The sequence below is a fragment of the Geomonas agri genome (genome assembly GCF_020179605.1).
Lineage (GTDB): Bacteria > Desulfobacterota > Desulfuromonadia > Geobacterales > Geobacteraceae > Geomonas > Geomonas agri.
Window position 1 is genome coordinate 387,715 of sequence record NZ_JAINZO010000001.1, and the last position, 26,481, is coordinate 414,195.

Sequence of the window (26,481 nt, forward strand, 5' to 3'; positions counted from 1 at the left end):
CATGGGAGAGAGAACGGTGCTGACAGGGCGGGCAATACAGACGTTGGCGGCACATGTGCTGGTGGTTCTGGTGCTGCTTTGGGCCACGGCGCTCCCGGCCGGTGCCGCGGTGTGGACCCTGGACGGCTTCGCCATCCATAACGGCTGTACGGTGGCCATCAATGGTTCGGTGCATGCCATAGCGGTGCAACGCACGGACGCGAAGATCATACTGGGGGGGGAATTCATTCTCACCGACGGCGTGGTGACGCGCACCAACATAGCCAGGATCAACCACGACGGCACCCTGGACACCACCTTTGTTCCGCCGCTTCCGGATGGCCCCGTGCGTGCCATAGCCCTGCAACCGGACCTGGCCACGCCCGCCAACCCGGACGGGATCTGGATCGGGGGGAGCTTCACCACGGTGGGTGGGGTGAGCCGCAAGGGGCTGGCACGGCTGTCCGGGTCGAGCGGAGCGCTGGATAGCGTGGACCCGATCACCAGCGCGCTCGCGCCGGTGACGGTCAACGCGCTGGTCATGCTGCCGACCGGCGTGGACCTCCTCGTGGCTGGAGCGTTCCGGGAGCTCAAGTCCGGGGTGCCCACGAGGAACCTGGCCGGGCTGTCGGCCACGAGCGGAGCGCTCACCTGGACCTGGACCGGAGGCTTGACCGATGACGCCGGCAACGTGGCGATCCACGCGGTGCAGGTGCATAACGGCGCCATCGTGGTCGGTGGGGAGTTCGCCGGAACGGGGTCCGCCAACATCGCCAGGTTCTCGGCCCAAGGCGCCTACGACTCAAGCTTCGCTCCGTCGTCGCCCAACGGCGTCGTGCGCGCCCTGGCCGTGCAGGCGGACGGGAAGATACTGCTGGGAGGAGACTTCTCGGGAGGGCTCCTCTCCCGCACCTACCTCGCCAGGCTAAACCCCGACGGGACCCTGGACGCTTTCAACCCCGGCTTCGACAACGCGCCCGGAGCCCGGGTCGCCTCGATCCTCGTGGAGCCGGACGGCCGGATCCTGGCCGGCGGCACCTTTACCATCGGCCCCGCCCCGGCACAACGCGCCAATCTCGCGCGCCTGAAGATAGACGGAACCCTGGCCGACACCGCCTTCCCCGCGGCCAATGCGGCGGTACGGGTTGTGGCGCGCCAGGGAGACGGAAACATCCTGGCCGGCGGAGACTTCACCAACATCGGCTCCGTCCCGCGCACGTCCCTGGCCCGTTTCTACCCCTACGGTACCCTCGACGACACCCTGGCCCAGATCGTCGACGACACCGGGCTGGTGACCAGGCTCCTGCTGCGCCCGGACGGCTACACCACCATCGCCGGCCTCTTCGAGAACGTGCTCGGTGCGCCGCGGTTCCACGTCGCCAGGCTCACCAAGGACTGGTCCCTCGATCCCGGTTTCGACGCCGGGCTCACCCTGGGGCAGCGCACGACCAGCATTGTGCCGCTGGCCCAGGACGCGCTTTTGTTCGGGGGGAACTTTCTGACCGTCAATGGCATCGAACAGCACCAGTTGGTGCAGGTGACCCAAGCGGGGATCCCGGGACCGGCCGCTTTCAACACTGCGGTGAACGCCTACCTGCAGAAGTGGGGCACCCTTAACACGGTCATGGTGGCGGAGGACGGCATGATGTACGTGGGGGGGGAACAACGTCATCGCGTCCCCTTATCGCTACCTCTTCCGCCTCAAGACCACCGGGGAGCATGACCCGAGTTTCGTCCCTTCTGCCGGCGTGAATGGCGTCGTCAGCGCGCTGGCGCTGCAACCGGACAACATGCTGCTGGTCGCCACCCGCACCGGGCGCGTGCTGCGGCTCAAACCCGACGGCAGCCCCGATCCGGGCTGGCACGGCGGCACCCCGCTGCAGATGGGGGGTAGAATCGACCACCTGGCGCTGCTCCCCGATGGCCGCGTCCTCATCTCCGGCTATCCCATGTACCCCGGCAGCTACACGGACCCGGACACCGGGGACCTGGTCCCGGTAACGAGGAACGTGGTGCGCCTTAACAGTGACGGCAGCGTCGACGAGAGCTTCGTCATCGAAGCCCTCTACAACTACGACGCGAGCTTTAGCGACGACGTGATCGGCTTCGCCCTGCAAAGCGACGGCAGCATCATTATCTTCGGCGTGTTCGACCAGGTGACCGACGGGTACGGCACCGTCATCTACCGCGACTACGTGGCCCGCATCACCCCGGAAGGACGCCTGGACACCGGCTTCGACCTGGGCGCCTTCTCCTTCGCCAGCGGGACCCCCATCAGCCAGGTCGAGACCATCAATCTCGGGCCGGACGGCAAATTCCTCATTGGAGGCGATTTCACGGACCAAAACGGCAGGAGCAAGCTGGGCCGTTATGCCAACGGCTGGAGCTTCGAGGACCTCTCCGTCTCCGACACGGGGGATACCGTCACCTGGCTGCGCTCGGGAACCTCGCCGGAACTGTGGCGGGTGAGCTTCGAGTATTCGCCCGACCCGGACGCGGCCACCCCGGTCTGGGTCCCGCTGGGCAGGGGCAACCGGGTGGCGGGGGGGTGGCGCCTGGACGGGGTCAACCTGGCCCAGTACGGCACCCGGGTCAACGGCTACGTGCGCGCCAGGGGATACGTGACCGGAGACCACGGTACCATCGGCTCCCTCGTGGAGTCGCTGCGCCTTTACTACCTGAAGCCGCAGAAGACGACCATTACCGTGACTGCCCACGGCCAAAGCAAAACCTACGGACAGGCCGATCCCTCCTTGGGCTACAGCTTCGATCCCCCCCTGAACGGCAGCGACCAGTTCACCGGGGCGCTGTCTCGCGTGGCGGGCGAGGACGTTGGGGGCTACGCCATCACCGTGGGGACCCTCGCCCTTGGCAGCGCCTACGACCTCGTGTTCAGCGGCGCGAGCCTCACCATCAACCAGGCGCCCCTGCTGATCAGCGCCGACAACCAGGTGAAGACCGCCGGCAACGGCAATCCCCAGTTCACCGCCACCTGCACCGGGCTTGCCCCCTGGGACACCGCGGCGAGCCTCGGCGGTGCCCCGCTTCTTACCACCAGCGTTGATGCCGGTACTCCCCGGGGGAGTTATCCCATCCATGCCGCCCTCGGGAGCATCACCAGCGCCAACTACCGCTACAGCTTCGTCGACGGCACCTTCACCGTCACCGGGCGCCCCCAGGGCATCACCTTTGCCGAGCCTCCCCCGAAGGTCTACGGGGCACCCGCCTTCGCCGCGGGTGCGAGCGCCAGCAGCGGTCTCACCGTGAGCTACGCGAGTTCCAACCCTGCCGTTGCGGTCGTGGTCGGCGCGGAGGTCCGCGTCACCGGCGCGGGGAGCACCGTGATCACCGCCTCGCAGGGCGGGGACGGTTTCTGGGAGCCGGCCCCGTCGGTCCCGGTGACCCTCACCGTCGTCAAGGCCCCCCTGCACGTGGTGGCCGAGGACAAGACCCGCGCCTACCTCACTTCAAACCCCGAGCTGACCGTCGCTTACCAGGGATTCGTGAACGGGGAAGGGGGCGCGGTGCTGACCGGTGCCCCGGTGCTGGCCACCCCTGCCGTCTTGTCCAGCCCGGTGGGAAGCTACGCCATCGTGGCCGGCACCGGCACGCTACAGGCCGCCAACTACCAACTGGTGCCGGTCAACGGCACGTTGACCGTGTACCGGTCCTGCCAGGAAATCACCTTCCCCGCCATCCCCGAGCGGACCTTCGGCGATCCCCCCTTCGAGATCGTCGCCTCCGCCTGCAGCGGGCTCCCGCTCAGCTTCCGCAGCTCCAACCCCGAGGTGGCCCGTGTCGACGGCAACGTGGTCATCATCACCGGGGCGGGGAGCGTCATGATCATGGCGAGCCAGGCGGGGAGCGGCAACCTGGAGACGGCGCTCGAGAAGTCGCAGCCCTTCGTCGTGCATAGAAGCGGCCAGCAGGTGAGTTTCTCCTCGCCGGCCCAGAAGGTGGTGGGGGATCTTCACTTCGACCTCGACGGGAGCGCCACTAGCGGGCTGCCGCTAAGTTACCTGAGCTCCGACTCGGCCGTGGCGACAGTCGCGGGGAGCACGGTGACCGTGGTCGGCGCGGGGACCACGGTGCTCAGCGCACTCCAGGAAGGAAGTGGCAACTACCTTGCCGCCTTGCCGGTTTCCAGGACCCTCACCGTGGCCCAGGAGGGGACGCCGCCGCAGCTTTACCTCTCGACGCTCAACTCCGGGGCCAGCACCTCCAACCCGGTGCTGAACATCATGGGCCGGGCCGCGGACGTCTCGGGCATCGCGAGCCTCAGCGTGGCCGGCGTCGAGCGCGGCGCCGACGCGGCACTGTTCAGTGCCGCCGCTACCCTCGCCGACGGGGACAACGCCATCACCGTGACCGCCCGCGACGGCGCGGGCAACGTGACCACGCACAACTTCATCGTCACCCTCGACCCCCTGGCCCCGGTCCTGGCGCTGACCTCCCCGGCTGACAACAGCGTCACCGATGCCGTGAGCTGCCCCGTGACCGGGACGGTGACCCCGGGAAGCACGGTGACCATGGCGGTGAACGGCGACGCGCTGCAACTGCTCCCGGTGAGCGGGGGGAGCTTTACGGGGAGTGCGCTGCTCGCGCCGGGGGTGAACACCGTCGAACTGACCGCGGAGCGCGACGGGCGCAGTTCGCGCAGCAAGCGGAGCGTTACCTTCGACCCCGCGGCACCGGCCCTGGCCATCGGCGAGCCCGCGCAGGACCTGCGCACCGAGGCCGAGGCGGTCACCATTCAGGGCACGGTCGGGAGTGCCGCGGAGGGGGTGCAGGTCGAGGCAGGGGGGGCGCTCTACACTCCCGACGTGGTCGCCGGGGCCTTCCGGCAACAGTTGGCGTTGGCGCTGGGGGAAAACCGGATCGCGGTACGGGCGGCTTCTGTCGACGGGGCAACCAGCGTGGCGCACCGCAACCTGGTGCGCATCGAGCGCATCAGCGGCGACCTGGGCGGCAACGGCAGCGTCGACATCCATGACGCCCTGCAGTTACTGAGGATCTCCCTGGGGTCCGAGCCCGCCAGCGCCGCCGCACTCGCCCACGGGGACCTGGCCCCGGTGGTGAACGGGGTGTCCCGGCCGGACGGGGTCATCGACGTGGGCGATCTGCTGGTGCTGCTGAGGAGGATAGTCGGCCTGCATCTCTGACAACTTTTCCTTGCCTTTCCCGCTCCAAAAACGTAAAGACGTCTCTAGTCTTACGACCAGGAGCGGTGCATGAGCAGGACTTGGCGATCCATTTTCGGTGGCATTGTGCTGGTGACCTTAGCCGTTGCGGCGGGATGCAGTTACAACCGCGAGCTGCCGCGGCGGGTCAGCGAGAGCCTGGACGGCATCGCTCGCAACTCCCGGAGCGGCCAGTTCCTTTACGTCGACCCCGGTACCCCCGGCCAGCCGCAGGCAACCCTCTATCCGGTGCGGCGCTCGCTGCTGGGGTGGGAGCTTGCCCTGCCGGCGGTCCCGGTGAACCTGGGGCGCAACGGCGTGGCGCCCCCTTTCGAGAAGCGCGAAGGGGACGGCCGCACCCCCGCCGGTATCTTCGGCCTGCGCACCGCCTTCGGCTACCCCCCCGGCCTTCCCGGCGCCTTCCCCTACCGCCAGGTCGACAGGCAGGACCTCTGGGTGGACGACTCGCAATCCCCCGACTACAACCGCTGGGTCCGGCGCGGCGAAAGCCGCGCCTCCTCCTTCGAGGACCTCTTGCGTCCCGACCCGCTCTACAAGTACGCCCTGGTGCTCGAGTACAACACAGAGCCGGTCGTGCGCGACCTGGGGAGCGCCATCTTCATCCACGTCGAGCGCGGTCACGACAGCGCCACCGCCGGCTGCGTCTCGCTGCCGGAACAGGATCTGGTGCAGCTGATCGACTGGCTCGACCCGGAACAGCGACCGCAGGTGGTCATCGGCAGCGCGTCCGCCGTGGCCGCCACCCTGGCTGGCAGAGCCGAACAGCTCCCCACCGACCTGCCCGCCGGGCCGAAGGGAAAGCTCATCGAGGGGGGGCGCCTCTTGGCGCTGCGCCACGGCGCTGGCGGCTTCTTCGCCGCGGCAGTGTCGCTGCCGGCGAGCGTCGGGCAGCAGATGCAGGAAAAGAAAAGCTGGCGACCCGAGTGCCCGGTTCCCCTTGACCAGCTCGCCTACCTGGTCACCTCCTACTGGGGCTTCGACGGCAAACCGCATTACGGCGAACTGGTGGTGCACCAGGCGCTGGCCGCCTTCTTCATGGACTCCCTGCACAGCGCCTACAACGGGCGCTTCCCTATCGAGAAGATGGAGCTCATCGACGCTTACGACGGCGACGACTTCCGTTCCATGGAGGCCAACAACAGCTCGGCCTTCAACTGCCGCGAGGTCCCCGGCAGGCCCGGCGTCTTCTCCAGGCACAGCTATGGCGCCGCCATCGATGTCAACCCGCGCCAGAACCCCTACCTGATGCTGGAGGAGGGGGCAGGTGCGCAGACCAAAGGGATCGCGGGGGGCGCCGCCGCGGCCGGGTTCTGCCTCGCCAACCCCTCCCTGTGCCGCGTGCTCCCCGCCGGTTCCGCCGACCACCTCGACCGGCGCGACCAGCGCCCGGGCATGCTGCAGTCGGGCGACCCACTTGTCGTCCCCTTCCGCCAGCGCGGCTTCACCTGGGGGGGAAGCTGGCGTTTCCCCGACTACCAGCACCTAGAGTACGACCTGGGCCTCCTCCTGCCGGGGTCCTAGCGGCCGTACCCGACCCTAATCTAGTGATCATCGCTCCAGGTGCGTGGCTCGCCCCGGCCATGCCGGGCCGAGCGCGAGGGAGCGCACCCGGTTGCCACGTTCTTACCGGGCGCCCGCCAACTCGCCAACTCACCACAACTACGACATTTTCCGGCTTCCTACCCGCTCACCGGCCCGGCCAGCCAGGTTTCCCCATCCGTTTCCCCGCCACTCACCACGCCTCCATCCCGCCGCGTCTCCCATTCCCCGTACCAGGTACATCGATGCTGTATACGTATGAACCTGTTTTTATTGCTAATGGTTCTATAAGTAGTGCCGATACTCTTGTAAAAAATTCCCGGAGGTTCTCATGAAAAAGATGATGAAGTCGGCAGTGTGCGTTCTCGTGGTACTAGCAGCGGCGGCAGCCTACGGCGAAGAGATCAGGGTAGGCGGCGGCGGTGCCTCGATGAGCGCAGTGTTCACTCCCATAAAGGCACCTTTCGAGAAGGCGACCGGGGACACGCTGATGGTCCTGCAGTCCTCGCCCAAGGACGGCCTGGTCGACCTCATCAAGGGGAAGATCGAGATGGCGGCCGGGGCGGTTCCCTTCGAATCCATGGTGAGCGGCGCTGAGAAAGACGGGGTCAAGGTGAACCGCGACACCCTGGTGGTGCAGCAGGTCGCCGTGAACCGCACCGCCATCTACGTCCATCCATCAAACAAGGTTGCCGCGCTCTCCAAGGAGCAGCTGAAGGGGATCTTCACCGGCAAGATCACCAACTGGAAAGAGGTCGGCGGTGACGACAAGGACGTCATCGTGGTCTGGGGCAAGGGGACTCCGGGGCAGAACGCCCAGTTCCAGAAGGAGATCCTGGACGGCGCCGAGGTCACCAAGGACATCCTCGACACCACCAACTACGCCAAGATCAAGGACAGTGTCGCTGCCACCCCCGAGGCGGTCGGTATCGATCCGTTCGGCATGGCGGACGCCTCGGTGAAGGTGGTCCAGTCTCCGGAACTGGTGAGCCCGATCCTGGTGGTGACCCAGGGCAAGCCTTCGGCCAAGCTGCAGAAGGTGCTCGACTACATCAAGGGTGAAGGCGACAAGTACGTGAAGAAGTAACCCCGACTGACCTGAACTGGTGCCACTATGACGATAAAGACCAAGTTGATCTGCAACGCCCTGCTCACCCTTGCCGGTATCGCCATCATCGGCGGGGTGAGCCTTCTGGGCATGAAATTCGTTCAGGGCAAGCTCTTCATACTGACCGAGCGTTCCACGCCGTTCCAGTTGAAGACCATCGAGATGCAGCGCTCGCTGCAGGAACACACTGCGAACCTCTCCGAGGTCTCCTTCGCCGCCAACGTCAACGCCCTCGCCGCGGCCCGCGGCAACGCGGAACGCACCCTCGCCGACCTGCACAAGGTCACGGGGGAGCTTGCCGTCCTCAAGGGGAAGGATGGCGGGAGCGTCGACGCGGAGGAGGTGGAGCGGTTGGAGGGGCTGACCCGGGAGATGCTGGCCACGACCCAGGCGCGGCTCAAGGCCGAGGACGGGGCGCACCAGGCGGACCTGGCCATGAAGTCGGAACTCGCCGAGATCACCAGGAAACTCTCCGAGCTGGACGTCTCGATCCAGAAACGCCAGAAATCGTCGGCGCGCCAGCTCTCGGTTTCCAGCGGTTCGGCCAGCGAGATCACGCAGAAGCTGATGAACCTCACCACCGCCAGGGACTTCCTCAAGGACGCCAACTTCGCCCTTTCCGAACTGATCAAGGCGACCGGCAGGAAAGGGGTGATCATCGCCCGCGGCAAGCTGGACGCGGCCCTGAACGAGTTCGGTAAAAACCGGCTGGTCACCGCCGGTGATCCCAGTGTGAAGACCCCGGTGGAACTGGTGGCCGAGGCGCGCAAGCTGGTCACCGGCCCACAGGGGCTCCTCGAACTGAAGGGGGCGGCCCTGGCCAAGGGGGGAGATGCGCCCCCGGAGTACGACCAGGTGGCGCAGAGCGTGGCTACCAAGCTCTCCGGGGCGGTCATCGAGATCGAACAGTCGGTCACCCTGGCCACCGGCAAGTACAACCAGGAAAGCCGCAGCCACGACGACTCCCTCAAGGGTTCCACCCTCGCGGGGGATGTCCTGGCCCAGAACGGCACCCTGATCTCCCTGGGGCTGGACATCAAGAGCGGCATCAAGGAGCTTTTCGCCGCCCGCACGAAGGAGGAGATCACCCAGGTGAGCGGCGAGCTGCGCACCAAGTTCGCCGCCGCCGAGGGGATCGAGGGACGCATGGCGGCCGCACTGGGCTCGAAAAATTCGGCCGAGGCGGGTGTGCTGCGCGGGGTGGCGGGGAAGCTCGCTGCCATCAAGTCCCAGCTCATGGCCAAGGATGGGGTGATCGACAAGCTTGAGCAGGTGGTGCAGGTGCGCACCCAGGCCGCGGCGCTCAACCTGAAGTTGAAGGAACTGGTGGCCCAGCAGAACGAGCAGGGGAAAAAGGGGGTCACCGCGGCGCAGGGCGAGCAGGAGAAGGCGGTTGCCTCGGTGAACCGCATGGTGCGCAGCTTCGTGGTGGCGGTCTCGCTTTTGGGGCTGGCCATGATGATCTTCGGCCTGGTGACCAGCATCCTGCTGGCGCGCTCCATCACCACGCCGATCCGGGAGCTGATCGTGCTGGCCACCGGGTTCGGCAACGGCGACTTCAGCGCCCAGCTCGACGCGCGCCGCAAGGACGAGTTCGGCGAAGTGGCGCGCCACTTCAACCAGACCACAGTCAAGCTGGGCGAGATCACCGGTGCGCTCAGCCGCGCCATCGCCAACCTGGCCGCGCACTCCCGCCACCTCTCCGTCACCGCGGAAGAGCTGGCGCAAGGGGCGCGCGAGCAGGCTATAGCGACCGAACAGTCGGCGGACGCGGTGGGGCAGATGTCGCAGAGCATCAACGAAGTGGCCGGCAGTGCCGCCCAGGCCTCGGAGGCGTCCCAGCAGGTGCTGATCACCGCGGGGCAGGGGGAAGAGGTGGTCGCCACTACCGTCCGTGGCATGGAGCAGATCGCCGCCTCGGTGCACGAGGCCGCGGTCCTGGTGCACAGCCTCGGGGAGAGGTCGGAGCAGGTGGGCTCCATCGTCGGCATCATCAACGACATCGCCGACCAGACCTCGCTCCTGGCACTGAACGCATCCATCGAGGCCGCCCGGGCCGGCGAGTTGGGGATGGGCTTTGCCGTGGTGGCCGACGAGGTGCGCAAGCTGGCCGCCCGCACCACCGAGGCCACCGCCGAGATCGGCGCCATGATCCGGGAGATCCAGGAGGGGACCACGCGCACGGTGCGCGCCATGAAGGCGGGGACCGGGAACGTTGCCGATGGGGTGCGCTACGCGGGAGAGGCGAGCCAGTCGCTGGAGCAGATCCTGGCCGTGTCGACTCGCGGTGCGGAGATGGCGGAGCGGATCGCGGCGGCGGCCGAGCAGCAGTCTACGGCCATGGTGGAAATCTCGGCCAACGTCGACGGCATGGCCGACATCACCAAGCGCGCCGAGCACTCCACCAACGAGGTCAGGCGTGCCTCGGTGGAGCTGCGCCAGATCGCGGAGGAACTCTCCGGCATGGCCGCGTGGTTCCGGCTCTCCGGCGCCGCCTAGCCGGGGCCGGAGCGGCAGCGCCCAGTCACCAGGAGCGCCAAACGACAACGGCGCGTCACCAGTTTCGGTGACGCGCCGTTGGGCGTTTCAGGGGAGGCTGCCGGTCAGATGCCGCTTTGTGTCGAAAGCATCTTCTCCGCCACGTCCCGGGCATCGACCCGGTACTCTCCCGACTGTACCCGGGCCTTGATGGCGGCTACCCGCTGCGCCTGCTGCTGGTCCAGTTCCTTGGTGGAGATCTGGGACAGCGACGAAGAAAGCTCCACCAGGTCTTCCTGGCGCTTGGCAGGGCGCCCCGACTGCTGCGCCCGGGCTCTCGGCGCGGTGTCCATCCTTCCCTCTACGGGAATGGCAGGCTTCGCTTGCTCTATTTTATCGGTGATGTTCATATCTCCGGCTCTTTGCTCGTTAAGGTCGTGTACTCAGGAACTACTTGAATGGTAATAGTTTTCCTGCACAAAGCCCAGTGATTTTTCTTTCATTATTCAGGCCCTCAAGGTGTCCCTTGAGCCCGGGGGCAACATCGTAGTCGGTTTGCCGCGACAGTCATTGTCGCACCGTTTCACAGCACCATCGCATTTCCTCATCTGTCATCCATCCTAGAACCTTCTCCCCTGTTGGTCCCCTGTCTCTTGGCCGCCTGTCACGGTGCTCACCGGCCGGTTTCTGCTCCAGTCACAGTAAAAAAACAAAGATTGGCTTGTTGACATTAAAAGTCTCTAAGTTATTTTTGATGGGTGCCGCCGGCCGGGTGACTGCGCCAAGCGGCAAAAGGAGGAGGCCATGGCTACTGTGCAAACGCAAACGCAGGCGCCGTCCACCGTTCCCGCTCCGGCTGCCAAGCATTCCTTCGGCACCTTCGCCCTGAGTGTCACCCTCTTCATTGTCTTGGCCCTCGCGCTCTTCGTTTACCTCACCCTGAGGAGGAAGGTCGATGGCAGACACGTCGACCAGAAAGCAGGCGACGAGGGGGAAGACTGAGCAGGAGGGGCCATGCGCAGCGAACTGGCGGTAACGACCGACTGGCTATGGGAGCGGATCAAAGAAGGGGAGCCGCTCTTTTTTATCGAGCTGCGCCACCCCGGCGATGCCGACTTCGCCGTGCACAGGGTGCGCGGTGCGCTTCGGGTCGATTGGGACGAGGCCCGGCGGCAGCTGCCGGAATTGCCGCGCGACCGCCTGGTCGTGGTGGTCTCCGGTTTGCCCAACGACGAGCCTGCCCTAGAGTTGGCCGCTCTCTTTAAAGAGAACGGTGTCCAGGCGCGGGTGCTGGCGGGAGGGGTGGCCGCGTACCTGGGGGCTGGGCTCCCGGCGCAGGAGGTGAGGGCCGCCCGGGACATGACCCGCATCCGCGGCGAATGACCCGCGCTGTGCAGTCTTTGCGCAGCGGCCGCCAGTGCGGCTTTGCGTGTTGACACCGAAACGAATGCCGATATATTGGTAAGCGTTAATTTTTCCGGCAGTAACCGACGAGGCATTGCGGAAAGGGAATCAGCGGGTTAGCGGATCTTTCACGCCGGCACGGGCCGGGACTGGATGGGCCAGCCAGAGGCCGGCTCGAAAATTTAGCGGGAGGGTCTCGGAGAAGATCCTCCTCAACAAGGAGGCTACCACGATGAAAAAGATCACCGGCTTTATCTGCATCATGGTCCTGGCCGTGATGGCGCTGGCCGCCACGGCGCATGCCGGAGAACGTGCGGGGGCGTTCTCCATCTCCCCCTTCGTCGGCGGTTACATCTTTGATGACAAACATCAGAGCTGGCTGACCGAAGACCGTCTCCTGGGCGGCTTGAGGCTCGGTTACGACTGGACCGACAACTTCGAGACGGAGCTGGTGGGCACCTACGTCAAGGCGGAAAACGCGGGCACCGATGACGAGCACGGCATGTATTCCTACCGCCTCGACCTGATCTGGAACTTCATGCCCAGGTCCGTCTTCGTCCCGTACCTCGCCCTGGGCGGTGGCGGGACTGTTATCAGGTACAGCGGGGAAGACTCCCATGACGGTACGGTCAACGGCGGCGCCGGCTTAAAGATCTTCCTGGGCGACGACGTTGCCATTAGGGCCGATGGCCGTCGTATCATCGACTTCCAGAGCAGGCACCTCAAGGATGACATCGCCAGAAACTGGGAATACAGCCTGGGGCTCACCTTCGTGATGGGTGGGCGCACCGAGAAGATTGCCCCTGTCTCGGCTACGGCAGCAGAACCGGGTGGCACCGTTGCCCAGACCCCGCCGCCGGCGCAGCCGGAAGCACAGGCCCAGCCGCAAGCACCGCCGCAACCGATGGCCACCGAACCCAGCCCCGGCCACTACAAGTACTGCATGACCCTGCACGGAGAGTTCGACATCGACAAGGCCATCGTGCGCCAGGAACTGCGCGACCAGATCGCCCAGGTCGGCAATTTCATGAAGAAGTATCCGACCACCACCGCCGTCATCGAGGGGCACACCGACAACGTCGGTTCCTACAACCACAACATGGATCTCTCCCAGCGACGCGCCCAGGCCGTGGTCGATGTGCTGACCGAGCAGTACGGCATCGAACGTTCCCGTCTCGCCGCCAAGGGCTACGGCTTCACCCGCCCCGTCGCCGACAACGCGACCAACGAAGGGAAGCAGAAGAACCGCCGCATCGAGGCCATCATCGACTGCGCCTTCGATGTGCAGCAGGTCACCCCGCCGGAGCGGCTCTGCATGTCCCTGGTGGTCGACTTCGACCCGGGCAAGGCTGACATCAAGCCGCAGTACCGCGACGAGATCGCCAAGGTGGCCGACTACATGAAGCGCTACAATACCACCACCGCAGTGATCGAAGGGCATACCGACAACACCGGCAACGCCGCCCAGAACATGAAGCTGTCCCAGCAGCGCGCCCAGAACGTAGTCGACTCCCTGGTCAAGGACTTCGGCATCGAGCGCTCCCGCCTCTCCGCCAGGGGCTTCGGGGCCACCCGTCCCATCGCCTACAACAACACCGCGGAAGGGCGGCAGCAAAACCGCAGGATCAACGCCATCATCGACTGCGTCATCAACAAGTAGCCATGTCCGGCCAGGGTTCCCGCGCTCACCTCCAGCACTCTGGCCTTCGGCAACCCTGAACTGCTGCCGCAGAAATAGCCCATATCCGTATGGGCTATTTTTGTTCTCGGGAGGTTACCATGCACAAACGCAAGCTTGGACAACAGGGGTTGGAGGTGTCGGCGCTGGGACTGGGGTGCCGGGGGTTGACCTACTGCTACGGCAGTGGCGACCTGACCGAGTCGATCCGGGTGCTGCGTCGCGCCATCGAACTGGGCATCACCTTCTGGGATACCGCCGAGGTCTACGGCCCCTTCTGTAACGAGGAACTGCTGGGGCGCCTGCTGAAGGAGGTCCCGCGCCAGAAGCTGGTGCTGGCCACCAAGTTCGCCTGGCGCTTCGGGCCCCACGGCCGGCAGATCGGGCTCGACAGCAGCCCGGCGCAGGTGCGCAGGTCAATCGACGGCTCCCTGAAGCGCCTGGGGACGGACTACATCGACCTCTACTACCAGCACCGCCTGGACCCCGCCGTCCCGGTCGAGGAGACGGTGGGCGCACTGGCGGAACTGGTGCGGGAGGGGAAGGTGCGCTACATCGGCCTCTCCGAAGTGGGCCCCGGCATCGTGCGCCGTGCCCACGCCGTGCACCCGCTCTCCGCTGTGCAGTCGGAATACTCGCTGTGGGAGCGGGGGGTGGAGGACAAGCTGTTACCGGTACTGCGCGAACTGGGCATCGGCTTCGTCGCCTACAGTCCGATGGGGCGGGGGTTCCTAGCCGGCAAGATCAGGACACCGGACGACCTGGAGCCCTGCGACTGGCGCCGCAAGAACCCGCGCTTTCTCGCCGAGAACCTGCGCCACAACTTCACCCTGGTCTCCATGGTCAACGAACTCGCCTGTGCCCACGACGCGACGCCGGCGCAGGTGGCGCTCGCCTGGCTGTTGCGTCGCGGCAGCGACATCGTTCCCATCCCCGGGACCAGGCACCTGCGCTACCTCGAGGAGAACGCGCAGGCCGTCGGGCTCAAGCTGTGCGAAGACGTCTGGTGCAGCCTGGACCAGTCGGTGTGCGGGTTCCAGGTGGCCGGGGCGCGTTCCCCCGAGGCGGCGCTGCGCTTCGTCGACAACTCCGACTAGGAGGACATACGGGGACGGAACGGGCGATAAAACTGTATCTGGAAAGGGAGCCCAAGTCATAGGGGTCGGCACCTTGTCGAGTGTTCATTGCTAATTGTCAGTTGAGACTCGGTTCCTATTTCCCCAATGAGTTGTTATAGTCATGGCAGGAAGCATCACCAACTTTTCTGTCACAGTTCTTCAGAAGCTTCTCGGCGTCGATGATAGAAGCGTGGCGGACACGGTGCCGATGCTCCCGGACCTCATACCTGAAGGAGCAGCGCCATGACTACGCATCCCGTTACCGACCCCGCCGCCGACCTGGACCAGCTCTGCATCAACACCCTGCGTTTTCTGTCCGTAGATGCGATTCAAAAGGCCAACAGTGGCCACCCCGGCATGCCGATGGGGGCCGCTGCCATGGCGTACCAGCTCTGGACCCGGTTCCTGAAGCACAACCCGGCCGATCCCTCGTGGTTCGACCGGGACCGCTTCGTCCTCTCCGCCGGGCACGGTTCGATGCTTTTGTACTCCCTGTTGCACCTGACCGGTTACGACCTGCCGCTGGAGGAGATCAAGCGTTTCCGGCAGTGGGGGAGCCGGACGCCCGGGCACCCGGAGCGCGGCCTCACCCCCGGCGTCGAGGTGAGCACGGGACCCCTGGGACAGGGGCTGGGCAACGCGGTGGGCATGGCCATGGCGGAGGCGCACCTGGCCGCCCGCTTCAACCGCCCCGGCTTCCGCCTCATCGACCACTACAGCTACGTCATCGCCGGTGACGGCGACCTGATGGAGGGTGTGGCGTCCGAGGCCGCCTCCCTGGCGGGGCACCTGCACCTGGGCAAGCTGATCTGCCTCTACGACGACAACCGCATCACGCTGGCCGCCTCGACCTCCCTCTCCTTTTCCGAGGAGCGCGGTGCCCGGTTCGCCGCCTTCGGCTGGCAGGTGCTGGTGGTGGAGGATGGCAACGATCTCGCCGCCATCGCGGCCGCGCTCGAGGAGGCCCGGGCCGACTCCCTGCGCCCGTCGCTGATCATGGTGCGCACCCGCATCGGCTTCGGCTCGCCCGGCAAGCAGGACAGCTTCGAGGCGCACGGCTCCCCCCTGGGTGCGGACGAGGTGCGGCGCAGCAAAGAGCACCTCGGGTGGCCGGCCGAACCGGAATTTCTGGTGCCGCAGCCGGCGCTGGAGCGCTTCCGGGGGGCGTTGGAACAGGGGGGCGCTGCCCAGCGCGACTGGGAGGCACTGCGTGCCCGCTACGCTGGTGAGTACCCCGAGCTCGCCCGCGAGCTCGACCTCGCCGTCACCGGTGAACTCCCGCAAGGGTGGCAGGAGGCGCTCCCGGTCTTTCCCCCCGACGACAAGGGGATGGCGACCCGCGCCGCCTCTGGCAAAGTCCTGAACGCGCTGGCGGCGCGGCTGCCGCAGTTCTTCGGCGGCTCGGCCGACCTGAACCCCTCCACCGTCACCGCGCTCTCCGGCAAGGGTGACTTCCAAAGCGAGGCCTACCAACCCGAAGACCGCCAGGGTGCGGTGGGCGGGGAGTGGGGACCTGCCGGCGCCAACGTCCACTTCGGGGTGCGCGAACACGGCATGGCTGCGATCCTGAACGGCATGGCCGCCCACGGCGGCACCATTCCCTTCGGGGCCACCTTCCTCACCTTTTCCGACTACCTGCGCCCGTCGCTGCGCCTGGCCGCTCTGTCCGAACTGAAGGTGATTCACGTCTTCACCCACGACTCCATCGCCCTCGGCGAGGACGGCCCCACTCATCAGCCGGTGGAGCACCTCGCCTCGCTGCGGGCCATACCGCGCCTCATCGTGCTGCGCCCCTGCGACGCCAACGAAAGCGCCTTTGCCTGGCGCGCGGCGCTTTCCGTGAGGAACCGCCCGGTCGCGCTGGTCTTGTCGCGTCAGGCCGTCCCCACGCTGGACCGGGAACGCTTCGCACCGGCCCAGGGGGTGCTGCAGGGGGGGTACGTGCTGGCTGACTTCGAGGGGGACGGCACGCGCCTGATCCTGGTCGCCACCGGTTCCGAGGTCGCGCTGGCGCTCAAGGCGCGCCTGCAACTGCAGGAGGAGGGGCTCGCCGTGCGCGTGGTGTCGCTCCCCAGCTGGGAGCTCTTCGACGAGCAGCCCGCCGCCTACCGCGAGACGGTGCTGCCGCGGGAGGTGCCGCTCAGGCTCGCCATCGAGGCGGGGAGTCCCCAGGGGTGGCACCGCTACGTGGGGGACGCCGGGATTGTGCTCGGAGTTGAGGGGTACGGCGCCTCCGCGCCGGGGGACAAGGTACTCGAGGAGTACGGCTTCACCGTGGAGAACGCCTGCCGGCTGGCCCGGCAGATGGCGGCAGGCTAACCGCGGCGCGACGCGCCGTGCCGGGGATGCCCGGCAAGGGAGCGATGATGAGGCAAACGCCGGTCTCGGGGCTGTTGCAGTGCGGCCAGAGCGTGTGGCTCGACGGCATCAGCCGTCGCACCCTGCTCTCCGGCGAGCTGGTGGCACTGATCCAGGAGGACGAGGGGGGGCAGTGGCTGGCGCGCCCCTATGACAGCGTGATGTGCAATATCGAGCTGAAGGGGACCGCGGCGCTGCAGGTAGGCAGGGAGGGCAGGGGATGACCTACAAGGAGTTGCAACTGGCGCTGGCGGTGTTCGGCCTGGAAGAGCGGGCGACCCTCAGGCAGATCAAGAGCCGGCACCGCGATCTGGTGAAAAGACATCACCCCGACCTGGGAGCGCCGGCGGACAGCGAGGAGATGAGGAAGGTCAACGCCGCCTACCGGGTACTGCTCGACTACCTGGCTGACTATCGTTTTTCCTTTTCAGAAGAGGAGTTCTACGAGCAGAACCCGGACGAGCAACTCAGGCGCCAGTTCTTCGACGACCCGCTCTGGGGTAGCAAAGGTTAGTTGGCGTAAATTAGTTTTCGTCAATATACTGTCGAAGCTGCGCAAAATGGCGTAAAAGTGCAAAAAAACGGCGCCTCTCGGCTAGCACCCCGCTGGGCGCGGCTTCGCTGTACACAGTTTGGTGGAAAACGCTGTGGATAACTTCCTGCTTTGGTCGCCTTTCTTCCCGCAGATCATGGTTTTTTACCTTTTTGCATAAAAAATGGGCACGCCGTCTGCGGATTCACCTGTGCTACCGGCCAAAGCCGAGTTCGCGGGCCAGGGCCTCGCGGCGGTACTCGAAGATGGCGCGCACCCGGCGCGTCACCAGCGGCGCCGCGACCCGTCCCAAGATGCCCAACGGGAGCACGTAGTGCACCAGGTCGGTCATCAGCGTCCCCTGCGGCGTCTCGGTAAAGATGTGCTGGTGATGCCACATCCGGTACGGCCCGAAGCGCTGCTCGTCCACGAAGAAGTGCGGCTCCTGCAGGTGGGTGATCTCGGTGACCCAGTTGACCGCCAGCCCCAGAAACGGGGTCACCGTGTAGGTCACGATCATCCCGGCGTGCATCTTCTCCGGGAGTGCGCCGGTGATCTTGAAGCCGAGGTCGGGGGGCGTGATGCGCGGCAGGTTGCCGGGGTGCACGAAAAACTCCCACGCCTGTTGCAGCGACATGGGCAGCAGCTGTTCCTGCTTCAAGAGATACATCTTCATTTTCAGGTAGGTCCTTTCCAGGTCACCAAAGTTCGACCTCTGGGAGTGCGGCCTGCTGCTGCTCGATGGCCCTTTGCCAGCAGTAGCGGTCGCGTTCGGCCAGTTTGTTGCTGCGGCTTGAGTCCACCTTCCTCCGGTGCACGGCGAAATCGCCGTTGGAGAAGTGGATCACCCTCCCGAAGTCCCCGCCGATGTCCATGGCGTCGATCGGTATCCGTTCCTGTTCCAGGTACTGCAGGATGAACCGGCAGTTGACCTGCCCCACGCAGAAGAAGTTGTCCGCGTTGGCGCCCGGGTTGATGATGGTGGCACCCCCGAAGATCTTGGCCCTGATATGGGAGCGGTCGGTCCCCTTGGCCATCATGGCGTTGATGAGCAGGTCCATGGCGTGGATGCCGTAGCGTCCCGCGTCGGTGATGTTGAGCGGCAGTTCCTTGGAGTAGCGCGGGTTGCTCAGCATGAAGTGGTTCATGCCGATCAGGCGCCGGTTCGGGTCGTAGAGGCAGGCGGCGATGCAGGAGCCGAGCAGGGTGGTGATCACCCCCGGCTTACCGGTCACGTAGAATTCGCCCGGCGCGATGGTGACCCGCTCACCGTTTTGGTATTTCTCCACTTTCATGCCGCACCCGCGCCTGCGTCGTGGTCCGCCTCAATTTTCTGGCCGCTGCACCAGCATTTCCGAGAGCTTTTTCCGGAGTTTTTCCATTCCCAGCGGCTTCTGGATGTACTCCATGCCCGCTTCTATCACCCCGCGCTGGATCACGTTGTCCGAGGTGTGTCCCGACATGAAGAGCACCTTCATCTCCGGCAGAACCTCCCTGATCCGCTCCGCCAGTTCCCTACCGTTCATCTCCGGCATCACCACGTCGGTCAGCACCAGGTCGATATCGGCCCCGCGCTGCCGGGTGATCTCCAGCGCCTCCAGGGGATTTTGCGCCTGGATCACTTTGAGCCCCATCTCTTCCAGGAGCCTCGTGGTAAGCCACAACAGCATCTCCTCGTCTTCGACCACGAGGATCGTCCCGGCAAGACGCCCGTCCTCGGTGTCGTCTCCCTGCGGCGCCGCCGGGCTCTCCTGGAGCCGTGGCAGGTAGATCTTGAACACCGCCCCCTGGCCCGGCTCGCTGTAGACGTTGATGAAACCGCCGTTTTGGGTGACGATGCCGTACACCGTGGACAACCCCAGGCCGGTCCCTTTGCCTTGCCCCTTGGTGGTGAAGAAGGGCTCGAAGACGTGGGCGGCGGTGGTCTTGTCCATGCCGTGGCCGGTGTCGCTCACCGAAAGCTGCACGTACTCCCCGGGCCGCGCCTCCGGATGCAGGTAGGCATAGTGGCTGGGGATCTGCACGTTGTCGGTCTCGATGGTAAGGCTCCCTCCGTCGGGCATGGCGTCGCGCGCGTTCACCGCGAGGTTCATCAGGATCTGGTCCACCTGCGACGGTGCGATCATGACTGTCCAGAGCTCCGGCGCGGGGCGGAACGAGAGCTTGACGTCCTCGCTGATCAGCCGGGTCAAGATCTTGAGGGAGTCCGCGATGAGCCGGTTCAACTGCACCGGTTTGGGCGAGACCACCTCCTTGCGGGAGAAGGCGAGCAATTGCCGGGTGATGTCGCTGGAGCGCCGGGCGGCGTTGATGATCAGCTCCAGGTATTGTTCGATCTGCTCGCCGTCCTCGAGCTTGCGCCTGGAGAGCTCAGCGGCACCGGAGATGACGCTCAGCATGTTGTTGAAGTCGTGGGCGACCCCGCCGGCCAGGCGGCCGATAGACTCCATCTTCTGCGACTGGCGGAACTGCTCTTCCAGGTGCCTGCGCTCGGTGGTGTTGATGAAGGCCACCACGGCCCCGACCACCTTGCCACCCTTCACCTGGGGGTAGGACCAGTACTCCACGGGGAAGCTGCTGCCGTCGGAGCGCCAGAACACCTCGTCTTCCACGTGGCTTCCCTTGCCCTGCAGCATGGTCACGTGGGCGCTGCACTCCTCCTGGGGCATGTGCCGGCCATCGGAGTAGCTGTGGTGCATGATGTCGTGGATGTTTTTGCCCAGGAGGTCGGTGTCTTTTTCGTAGCCCAGCATGGCCAGGCAGGCGCGGTTGCAGAAGGTGCACTTCCCGTCGATGTCGATGCCGTAGATGGCTTCCCCGGTGGAATCGAGCAGGAGCCTGAGCCGCTCCTCGCTCTCGCGCAAGGCCTCCTCCGCCTGCCAGCGCTCGGAGACTTCTTCCTCCAAAAGCGCCGCCTGCTCCTGCAGCAATTCCTGGGCGGCTTGCCGCTCGGTGATCTCCTCCTCCAAAAGCGCGGCCTGCTTCTTGATCTCTGCCTCGGCATGCTTGCGCTCGTCTATTTCCAGCTTCAGGTTGTAGAGCGTGTAGGACATCCCCATGACCAGCAGCAGCGAGATGGTCTTCAACAGGAACAGGCGCCAGTCGCTGCGCCCCTGGTAGCGGGTCACCCGCAGCATCACCCCGTCGTCCGGGGTGACGGCCCAATCGGTGGCGAAGTGCCGGTCCAGCGGCTCGCCATGCGCCATGGTTGCCAAAAGCCGCCCGTTGGAGTCGGTGAGACTGAGGTGGTACAGGTGCGGCTGGGTATGCGCGACCAGTTGTTGCAGCAGCTTGTCGCAGGAGTAGATACCCCCGAACAGCCCCAGGAAGGTGTCGCCGCGGAACACCGGGACCCAGACCTCGAAGGAGGGGCTCCCCTGGATGGCCTCGAAGGGGCGCGTGTAGACCGGTTTGCGCAGTTGCCTGGCCAGGGCCGAGGCCCGCTTCGGTTCGGGAAGGTTCAGGTGCAGCCCCACGATCTGCCGGTTCGGCGCCAGGGGCGCCACGTCGGTGATGGTGAAGTCGGCGTCGACCCAGGTGATGTTGATCAGCTGGGGGTGGGCCTGCACGTACTGGCCGGCGCGCTCCCGGAACAGCTGCGAGGTAAGTTTTCCCGAGGCGCGGTCCAGGGCCAAAAGCCCCAGGTAGCTCGCGTCCCCTTCCATGGTGATTTGCAGGGAGCCGCTGAAAGTCTTGGCCCTGCTGGCCAGGTCGTTTTGCTTGGCCTTCAGGTTGTTACCTTCGGTGAACCACACGATCAGCCCGAACACCACCAGGAAGGTTACGAACAGCATGGCGCTGTAGCGCACCGCCGCCGAGCGGTTGCGTGGGTGGGGATGTGGGCCACTGAGGTAAGACACTGCGTTCCTCCGACAGGTTTGGGTGCGATGCGCTCCTCATCGGCAATTGGCCCGAAATGTTGAGGCCCGGTTTCCCGGGCCGCGCGCAACTTCATGATAATACCAGCAAAAAGACGATGCACAAACGGAAGAGCCCGCCGTTGCCGGCGGGCTCATGGTTGTTAGCAAAAGGTACCAGTTACGGTCAGTGGTGAGGAAGACCAAACTCAGGCGGCAAAGTTGCGGGCGATGTGCAGCCTCAGGATGTCCTCGAATTCGGTCTCCTGGTCGCCGCGGTACACCATGGAGGAGCCAAGTTCCGCGGCCAGGATGGCGCACAGGTATTTCTGGGGCAGGGTCCCGATCCTGCGCCGGTAGAGCGCCTTCTCCGCCACCAGCGCGGGGAGGTGCGCCAGGATGACCCGGCGGAAGGGCGCCTGCGCCAAAAGTTCCTGCCTGCCCTGGAAGAAGCGGAACAGGCGCGCGTAGTGGCCGTTGATCTCGGTGCTGATGGCGTCGGAGATCTCGGTGCAGGGCAACACCGGGCTCTGGCGGTGGCGCTTGAGGATCAGCCGCGCCTCGTCGGCGGCACGTTTTTCCAGGATGGAAATGACCCCGGCCACGTACTCCTCTTTCTCGGCCAGGAACTCGCTGTCTTTCATGAGCAGGTTGGCGATGATCTCGTACGAGGAGGAGATTACGCCGCACTTGTTGGCCGAGGCGTCGCGCATGATGATGACGCCGCGCTTTTGCAATAGGGTCCGCGCTTGCGGGGTGATGAACGAGTTGGCCCCCTCGATGATGGCCCGCGCCGACGGCGTGCCGTCGGGAAGGAAGAAGCGTTCCCAGTTGCCGGCGTCGATGGTTTCCGGGCGGCCGCCGCCCGGGATGAAAAGGTCGGCCTCGGTGGTGAAGACCAGGTCGCCGAACTCGCGCGAGAACTCGTCGATAGAGATCCACTGCTCGGCGAGGCCGTCGCTCCCCATGGTCACCTTGCGGTACAGGGTCTTTAACCCCTCGGTACGGCTGCCGCTTCTAAAGAGCATGAAGCCTCCCTCGTGCAGCGCCTGCGGGTTGAAGCCGTCCAGGTCCTCCTTGAGGATGATGCGGGAAAGCTCGCCGTGGCGCGCACCCAGCGGGTCGAACAGGGCCGCAGTGCCGTCCAGGATCAGGCGGACCTGCATCCTCGGGTAGCGCTCCAGCATGATGCGCATGGCGTTGCCCGCCACGTCACCGTTGGGGCCGCCGGTGAACTTCACACTGAAGGCGTCGTGCACCATGTCGATACCCAGGTCCGCCATGGTGATCTCGGCGAAGCGTACCACGCCGGTCGAGGTGACCCCGAATTCCTTGTGGTTGATCCCCACCTTCTTGCTGGACATGATGCCGATGCCCAAGAGGTAGCCGCGTTCTTTCGAGATGCGGGCGATGCTCTCGATCATGGCGTCGTGCATGTTCTCGTCCGGCCCGAGCTCGATCGGCTCGTCCTCGCGGTAGTAGTCCACCACCGCCGGGAGCCTGGCCACGCCGTGGTCGGTGACGAAGATGTCCAAAAAGGCGTTGGCGACGCCGTACTGCAGCTTGTACAGGCGCAAGACCTCCTGGTCGCGCTCGCCGGTTCTCTGCAGGTCACCCGCGTCGAGGATCAGCACCAGCTTCGAGCCCCCTTCGTAGATGTCCTTGTTCTTCAGGTGCTGGGTGTGGGCGAGCACGAAGTTCTCGCGGAAGATGGTGTTGGCGTTGGTGATGAAGTCGTCGCCGTTTCTGGCGATGACGGTGCGCCAGCCGCCGCGCGCGATGTCCGAGAAGCCGATGTGGTAGCCGAACCCGAAGCGGCTGAAGAAGAAGGTGACCCGGAAGGGGAGGGCAGAGGGGAGGTCAGCGGTGAAGTCGCTCCCCAAATCGGTCAGGTAGGAGGGATCGAGCCGGAAGGCGAGCGCCTGCTTCTCCAGGACGTAGAAGTTGGTCTTCAGGGTGTGCTTGATGAAGATGAGGCAGCAGCGGAAGATGGCACGGCGCACCTCGTCCAGGTAGCGGTGACCGGTGTTGTAGTCGGCGACCACCCGCTCGGTTTCCTCCAGCTTGGCCGCGTAGCGGGCCTCGCGCTCGGGCACGGCGGGGTCGAAGCGGACTGCGAACAGCTCGGCCAGTTGCAGGGCGATCTCGGGGTGCGAGAAGAAGGCGCTCTTCACATCGTCCAAGCCGAAGCGGTCCGGCTGGTTGTGGGCCAGGTTGGTGTGGGTGAAAGCGATGAAGGCGTTGATGAGCGACCCCTCCCGGCCGCTGAAGGTCCCCTTGGTGACGAAGTCGCGGTAGGCGTTGGAGGTGGTGGCGAGGATCTGGGTGTTGCACAGCTCGTCCTGCAGGCGGCTGAACAGGTCGCTGCCGCGAGAGAGCACGTGGCCGTCGCGGCGGCGCACGTAGAAGGTGCCCAGGAAGTAGGGGTGGGTGCCGTTGGAGATGGTGAGGCAGTAGGCGCGGTTGACGCCGAGGTCGAGGCGGTTGAAGACCTCCATCACCTGGAGCAGGAAGTCGTGCTGCGGCGGGTTGCCCACCGCGAAGTGGATGCGCGATTCACGTCCCCCCTCCATCTCCTCGACATCCAGGTAGAGCCCGCCCGCCTTGACACCCTTCTGGTACAGGTTGAGCACCTGGGCCACCCGCTCCGGCCAGGCCATGCGCACGTACTTCTCGTTGTTCAGCCAGAGCATGCGCAAAAGGCGGTCCAGCTCGCCCATGACGAAGTCCGGGTAGCTCTGGCGCAGCGACGAGGCGATCTTGGCACGGATCCCTGCCGGGATGACCACGTCGCCCCCTTCCTGGATCTCCTTGGTGCTTTTTCTATCGAACTCGAAGCGTTGGATTTCCAGGGTGCGGTCGCTGCCGGGGAGCGGGCTTTCCGAGTGGGCGATCATGGCGTAGGAGATTTCCCGTTCCGGGATGCGGCGCAGCGTGTCGTAGAGCGAGCCCGGCACGTTGGGGAGCGCCTGGATCAGGCACTTGTCGCGGTCCGAGAGCACCAGGCGGCGGTTGTCGGCGAGGCTTCCCATCTCGCGCTCCAGCATGGCCATCGCCTCGGGCTCGTCCTTCATGGCGATGAAGAAATACGGCGGGAACTGCTCCATGAGCCAGGTGCGGTTTTCCATGGTGGCGCTCAGTCTTTTCGATGCGGTGGTGTTCGTTTTCATTGCTTTGTCACTCCCTTGAAAGGAAATTGTTTTTATAGTGTCTATCCCATGCCCCCTCTCCCTCCGGGAGAGGGTCGGGGTGAGGGCGCCTATGGCATCTCCCTCACCCGGCCTACGGCCACCCTCTCCCGGGGGGAGAGGGGAATGGGGAGGGAGCGTAGCGGTTGCTTCCCTAGAACATCAGCTTCACCAGCAGGAACCCGATCCCGATGGACGAGAAGGTCGCCACCAGCCCCGGGATCATGAAGCTGTGGTTCAAGACGTAGCGGCCGATGCCGGTGGTGCCGGTGCGGTCGAAGTTGATGGCGGCGACCACGGTCGGGTAGTTAGGGATGAAGAAGTAGCCGTTCACCGCCGGGAACATGGCGATCAGGAACGGAGCCGGGATGCCCAGGCTGATCCCCAGCGGCATGAGCGCGCGTACCGTGGCGGCTTGGCTATAGAGCAGGATGGAGAGGACGAAGAGCGCGAAGGCGAACAGCCACGGTGCGGTGGTGACCATCCCCTTGATGGATCCGCTCAACAGATCCATGTTGCCCTGGAAGAAGGTGTCACCCATCCAGGCGATGCCGAAGATGGCGATGACGGCCTGGATGCCGGCGATGAAGACGCTCCCCTCGACCACGCGGGAGACCTTCACCTTGCACAGAAGCAGCATGAGCGCCGCGATGGTCAGCATGACGATCTCGATCACGTGCGGCATCCCCATCTTCTCCTTGTTCTGGGCGGGGCGCTTGTCGTCAAATTTCACGATGTGGTAGCCGAACGGACTCTTGATCACCTCGGTCAGGTCGCCCGGCTTCTTAAGCTTGGCGCACGCCTTCTCGAACTCGGGGATCATCTTCCCTTTGGCCTGCCAGCCGAGGTCGCCGCCGGTAACCGCGCTGGCGTCGATCGAGCACTGCTTGGCGACGTCGGAGAAGTTGCCGCCCGATTTTAACTGTGCCAGCACCTGCTTGGCCTCGGTCTCGCTCTTCACCACGATGTGGCTGATGCGGGTGTCGCTCCCTTGGCTCCACTCGGGGCGCATCTGCGGGAAGGAACCGAACAGGACCACCAGGATGGTGCCCACCAGGAACAGGGCCACCGCCACCTTGGCGCTTGCCGGCGTGTTGCGGATCGCCTCGTTCACCTTGGCGCTGTCCGCCTGCGCGTTGCGCGGCGGTGGAACCAGCCCGTCCTTGAGGCGCTGCTGGTATTCCGGGTCCTGGTCCAGGTTCTTGCCCATCTTGTTGGAGACGAAGGCGGCGATGATGACGCCGATCAGGGTGGAGGGGATACAGACCTTGAGGATGTCGATCAGTTCCACGTTGAAGCCGAACTTTGCGGCCGATCCGCCGAGAAGCCCCAGCAGTGCTACGGTCGCGGCGGCGATGGGGCTCGCAGTAATAGCTTGTTGCGAGGCAATTACCGAAATTGACATGGGGCGTTCCGGGCGGACGCCGGTTTCGCGTGCCACCTCGGCGATGACCGGGAGCACCGAGTAGGCCACGTGGCCGGTCCCCGCGAACAGGGTGAAGAAGTAGGTGACCATTGGTCCCAGGAAGGTGATCCGGTCCGGGTTGTTACGCAGGATTCTTTCTGCCAGCGAAACCAGGTAGTCCAAGCCGCCCGCCGCCTGTAGCACGCCGGCGGCCGTTACCACCGCCGCGATCATCAGCATGACGTCGATGGGGGGCGCGGTCGGTTGCAGGTGGAACAGGAAGGTGAGGACCGCGAGGCCCAGGCCACCCATGACCCCCAGTCCGATGCCGCCCAGCCGGGCTCCGACGAAGATAGCTGCCAGTACCACTACGAACTCTAGCCAGAACATGATGTTTCTCCCCTCTGAGATGGTCGGGCGAGCGTCGCCCACGACCGATACATAGCATCGGTGATGCCAAGAGGAGTACGGAGAAGGAAATGTTTTAGTATCAGTACGTTATGGTGGTGGAGGAAGGGAGCCGTTTCTGGGGAGGGGTATGCCGCAGGGAATAGGGGAGCAGGTATAAGCGAGGAATGGCACGGAACTACGGTTCGTTAGGGTGATGTATGACAACCGTCATACTATGCCGGGGGG

The 26,481-nt window shown here is 65.2% G+C and carries 18 protein-coding genes; 12 read left to right on the forward strand and 6 right to left on the reverse strand.

Annotated elements, in window-relative coordinates:
• The first annotated feature begins 1 nt into the window (after position 1).
• The 5 genes from K7R21_RS01770 (at position 2) to K7R21_RS01790 (ending at position 10,326) form a co-directional block, all read left to right on the forward strand.
• A complete protein-coding gene (locus K7R21_RS01770; RefSeq protein ID WP_224981558.1) occupies positions 2 to 1,702 on the forward strand; it encodes a delta-60 repeat domain-containing protein in 1,701 nt (566 codons plus the stop codon).
• A 25-nt stretch (positions 1,703 to 1,727) separates the two neighbouring features.
• Positions 1,728 to 5,141, forward strand: a complete 3,414-nt coding sequence (locus tag K7R21_RS01775) for an MBG domain-containing protein (protein WP_224981559.1) — start codon at positions 1,728 to 1,730, stop codon at positions 5,139 to 5,141.
• A 69-nt stretch (positions 5,142 to 5,210) separates the two neighbouring features.
• Entirely contained in the window at positions 5,211 to 6,701 is a 1,491-nt protein-coding gene (locus K7R21_RS01780; protein ID WP_224981560.1) for a M15 family metallopeptidase, read from the forward strand.
• A gap of 349 nt (positions 6,702 to 7,050) precedes the next feature.
• Entirely contained in the window at positions 7,051 to 7,806 is a 756-nt protein-coding gene (locus K7R21_RS01785) for a substrate-binding domain-containing protein (protein ID WP_224981561.1), read from the forward strand.
• A gap of 27 nt (positions 7,807 to 7,833) precedes the next feature.
• Positions 7,834 to 10,326, forward strand: coding sequence for a methyl-accepting chemotaxis protein (locus K7R21_RS01790; protein WP_224981562.1), 2,493 nt, complete (start codon positions 7,834 to 7,836; stop codon positions 10,324 to 10,326).
• A 104-nt stretch (positions 10,327 to 10,430) separates the two neighbouring features.
• On the opposite strand, the gene flgM is transcribed toward K7R21_RS01790, so the two are convergent.
• Positions 10,431 to 10,715, reverse strand: coding sequence for a flagellar biosynthesis anti-sigma factor FlgM (flgM, locus tag K7R21_RS01795; protein WP_224981563.1), 285 nt, complete (start codon positions 10,713 to 10,715; stop codon positions 10,431 to 10,433).
• A 394-nt stretch (positions 10,716 to 11,109) separates the two neighbouring features.
• Between flgM and K7R21_RS01800 the strand changes: the two genes are divergently transcribed.
• The 7 genes from K7R21_RS01800 to K7R21_RS01830 all read left to right on the forward strand — a co-directional run bounded on the left by K7R21_RS01800 (position 11,110) and on the right by K7R21_RS01830 (position 17,377).
• Positions 11,110 to 11,307, forward strand: a complete 198-nt coding sequence (locus K7R21_RS01800) for a hypothetical protein (RefSeq protein WP_224981564.1) — start codon at positions 11,110 to 11,112, stop codon at positions 11,305 to 11,307.
• 12 nt (positions 11,308 to 11,319) lie between these two features.
• The gene (locus K7R21_RS01805) at positions 11,320 to 11,688 is read left to right on the forward strand and encodes a rhodanese-like domain-containing protein (protein WP_224981565.1); all 369 of its coding nucleotides are present in this window, start codon (positions 11,320 to 11,322) and stop codon (positions 11,686 to 11,688) included.
• A 253-nt stretch (positions 11,689 to 11,941) separates the two neighbouring features.
• Positions 11,942 to 13,369, forward strand: coding sequence for an OmpA family protein (locus K7R21_RS01810; protein ID WP_224981566.1), 1,428 nt, complete (start codon positions 11,942 to 11,944; stop codon positions 13,367 to 13,369).
• 119 nt (positions 13,370 to 13,488) lie between these two features.
• On the forward strand, positions 13,489 to 14,484 hold the full coding sequence (locus K7R21_RS01815; RefSeq protein WP_224981567.1) for an aldo/keto reductase: 996 nt from the start codon (positions 13,489 to 13,491) through the stop codon (positions 14,482 to 14,484).
• A 264-nt stretch (positions 14,485 to 14,748) separates the two neighbouring features.
• A complete protein-coding gene (gene tkt / locus K7R21_RS01820; RefSeq protein ID WP_224981568.1) occupies positions 14,749 to 16,824 on the forward strand; it encodes a transketolase in 2,076 nt (691 codons plus the stop codon).
• Positions 16,825 to 16,871: 47 nt separating this feature from the next.
• Positions 16,872 to 17,087, forward strand: a complete 216-nt coding sequence (locus K7R21_RS01825; protein WP_224981569.1) for a hypothetical protein — start codon at positions 16,872 to 16,874, stop codon at positions 17,085 to 17,087.
• Positions 17,084 to 17,377 (forward strand): J domain-containing protein, encoded by a 294-nt coding sequence (locus K7R21_RS01830; RefSeq protein WP_224981570.1) that lies wholly within the window; start codon positions 17,084 to 17,086, stop codon positions 17,375 to 17,377. The genes K7R21_RS01825 and K7R21_RS01830 overlap by 4 nt, the downstream gene beginning before the upstream one ends.
• Before the next feature lie 232 nt (positions 17,378 to 17,609).
• Here the strand turns inward: K7R21_RS01830 and K7R21_RS01835 are convergent, their stop codons facing one another.
• From K7R21_RS01835 to K7R21_RS01855, 5 genes are all read right to left on the reverse strand, one after another.
• Positions 17,610 to 18,071 carry an SRPBCC family protein gene (locus K7R21_RS01835; RefSeq protein ID WP_224981571.1) on the reverse strand — a complete coding sequence of 154 codons (462 nt, stop codon included), beginning with the start codon at positions 18,069 to 18,071 and terminating at the stop codon, positions 17,610 to 17,612.
• Between the two features lie 22 nt (positions 18,072 to 18,093).
• The gene (locus K7R21_RS01840) at positions 18,094 to 18,690 is read right to left on the reverse strand and encodes a chemotaxis protein CheD (protein WP_224981572.1); all 597 of its coding nucleotides are present in this window, start codon (positions 18,688 to 18,690) and stop codon (positions 18,094 to 18,096) included.
• Between the two features lie 30 nt (positions 18,691 to 18,720).
• On the reverse strand, positions 18,721 to 21,255 hold the full coding sequence (locus K7R21_RS01845; RefSeq protein WP_224981573.1) for a hybrid sensor histidine kinase/response regulator: 2,535 nt from the start codon (positions 21,253 to 21,255) through the stop codon (positions 18,721 to 18,723).
• A gap of 206 nt (positions 21,256 to 21,461) precedes the next feature.
• Positions 21,462 to 24,422, reverse strand: a complete 2,961-nt coding sequence (locus tag K7R21_RS01850; protein WP_224981575.1) for an NAD-glutamate dehydrogenase domain-containing protein — start codon at positions 24,420 to 24,422, stop codon at positions 21,462 to 21,464.
• Positions 24,423 to 24,594: 172 nt separating this feature from the next.
• Positions 24,595 to 26,235 (reverse strand): anaerobic C4-dicarboxylate transporter, encoded by a 1,641-nt coding sequence (locus tag K7R21_RS01855; protein ID WP_224981576.1) that lies wholly within the window; start codon positions 26,233 to 26,235, stop codon positions 24,595 to 24,597.
• Between the last annotated feature and the right edge of the window lie 246 nt (positions 26,236 to 26,481).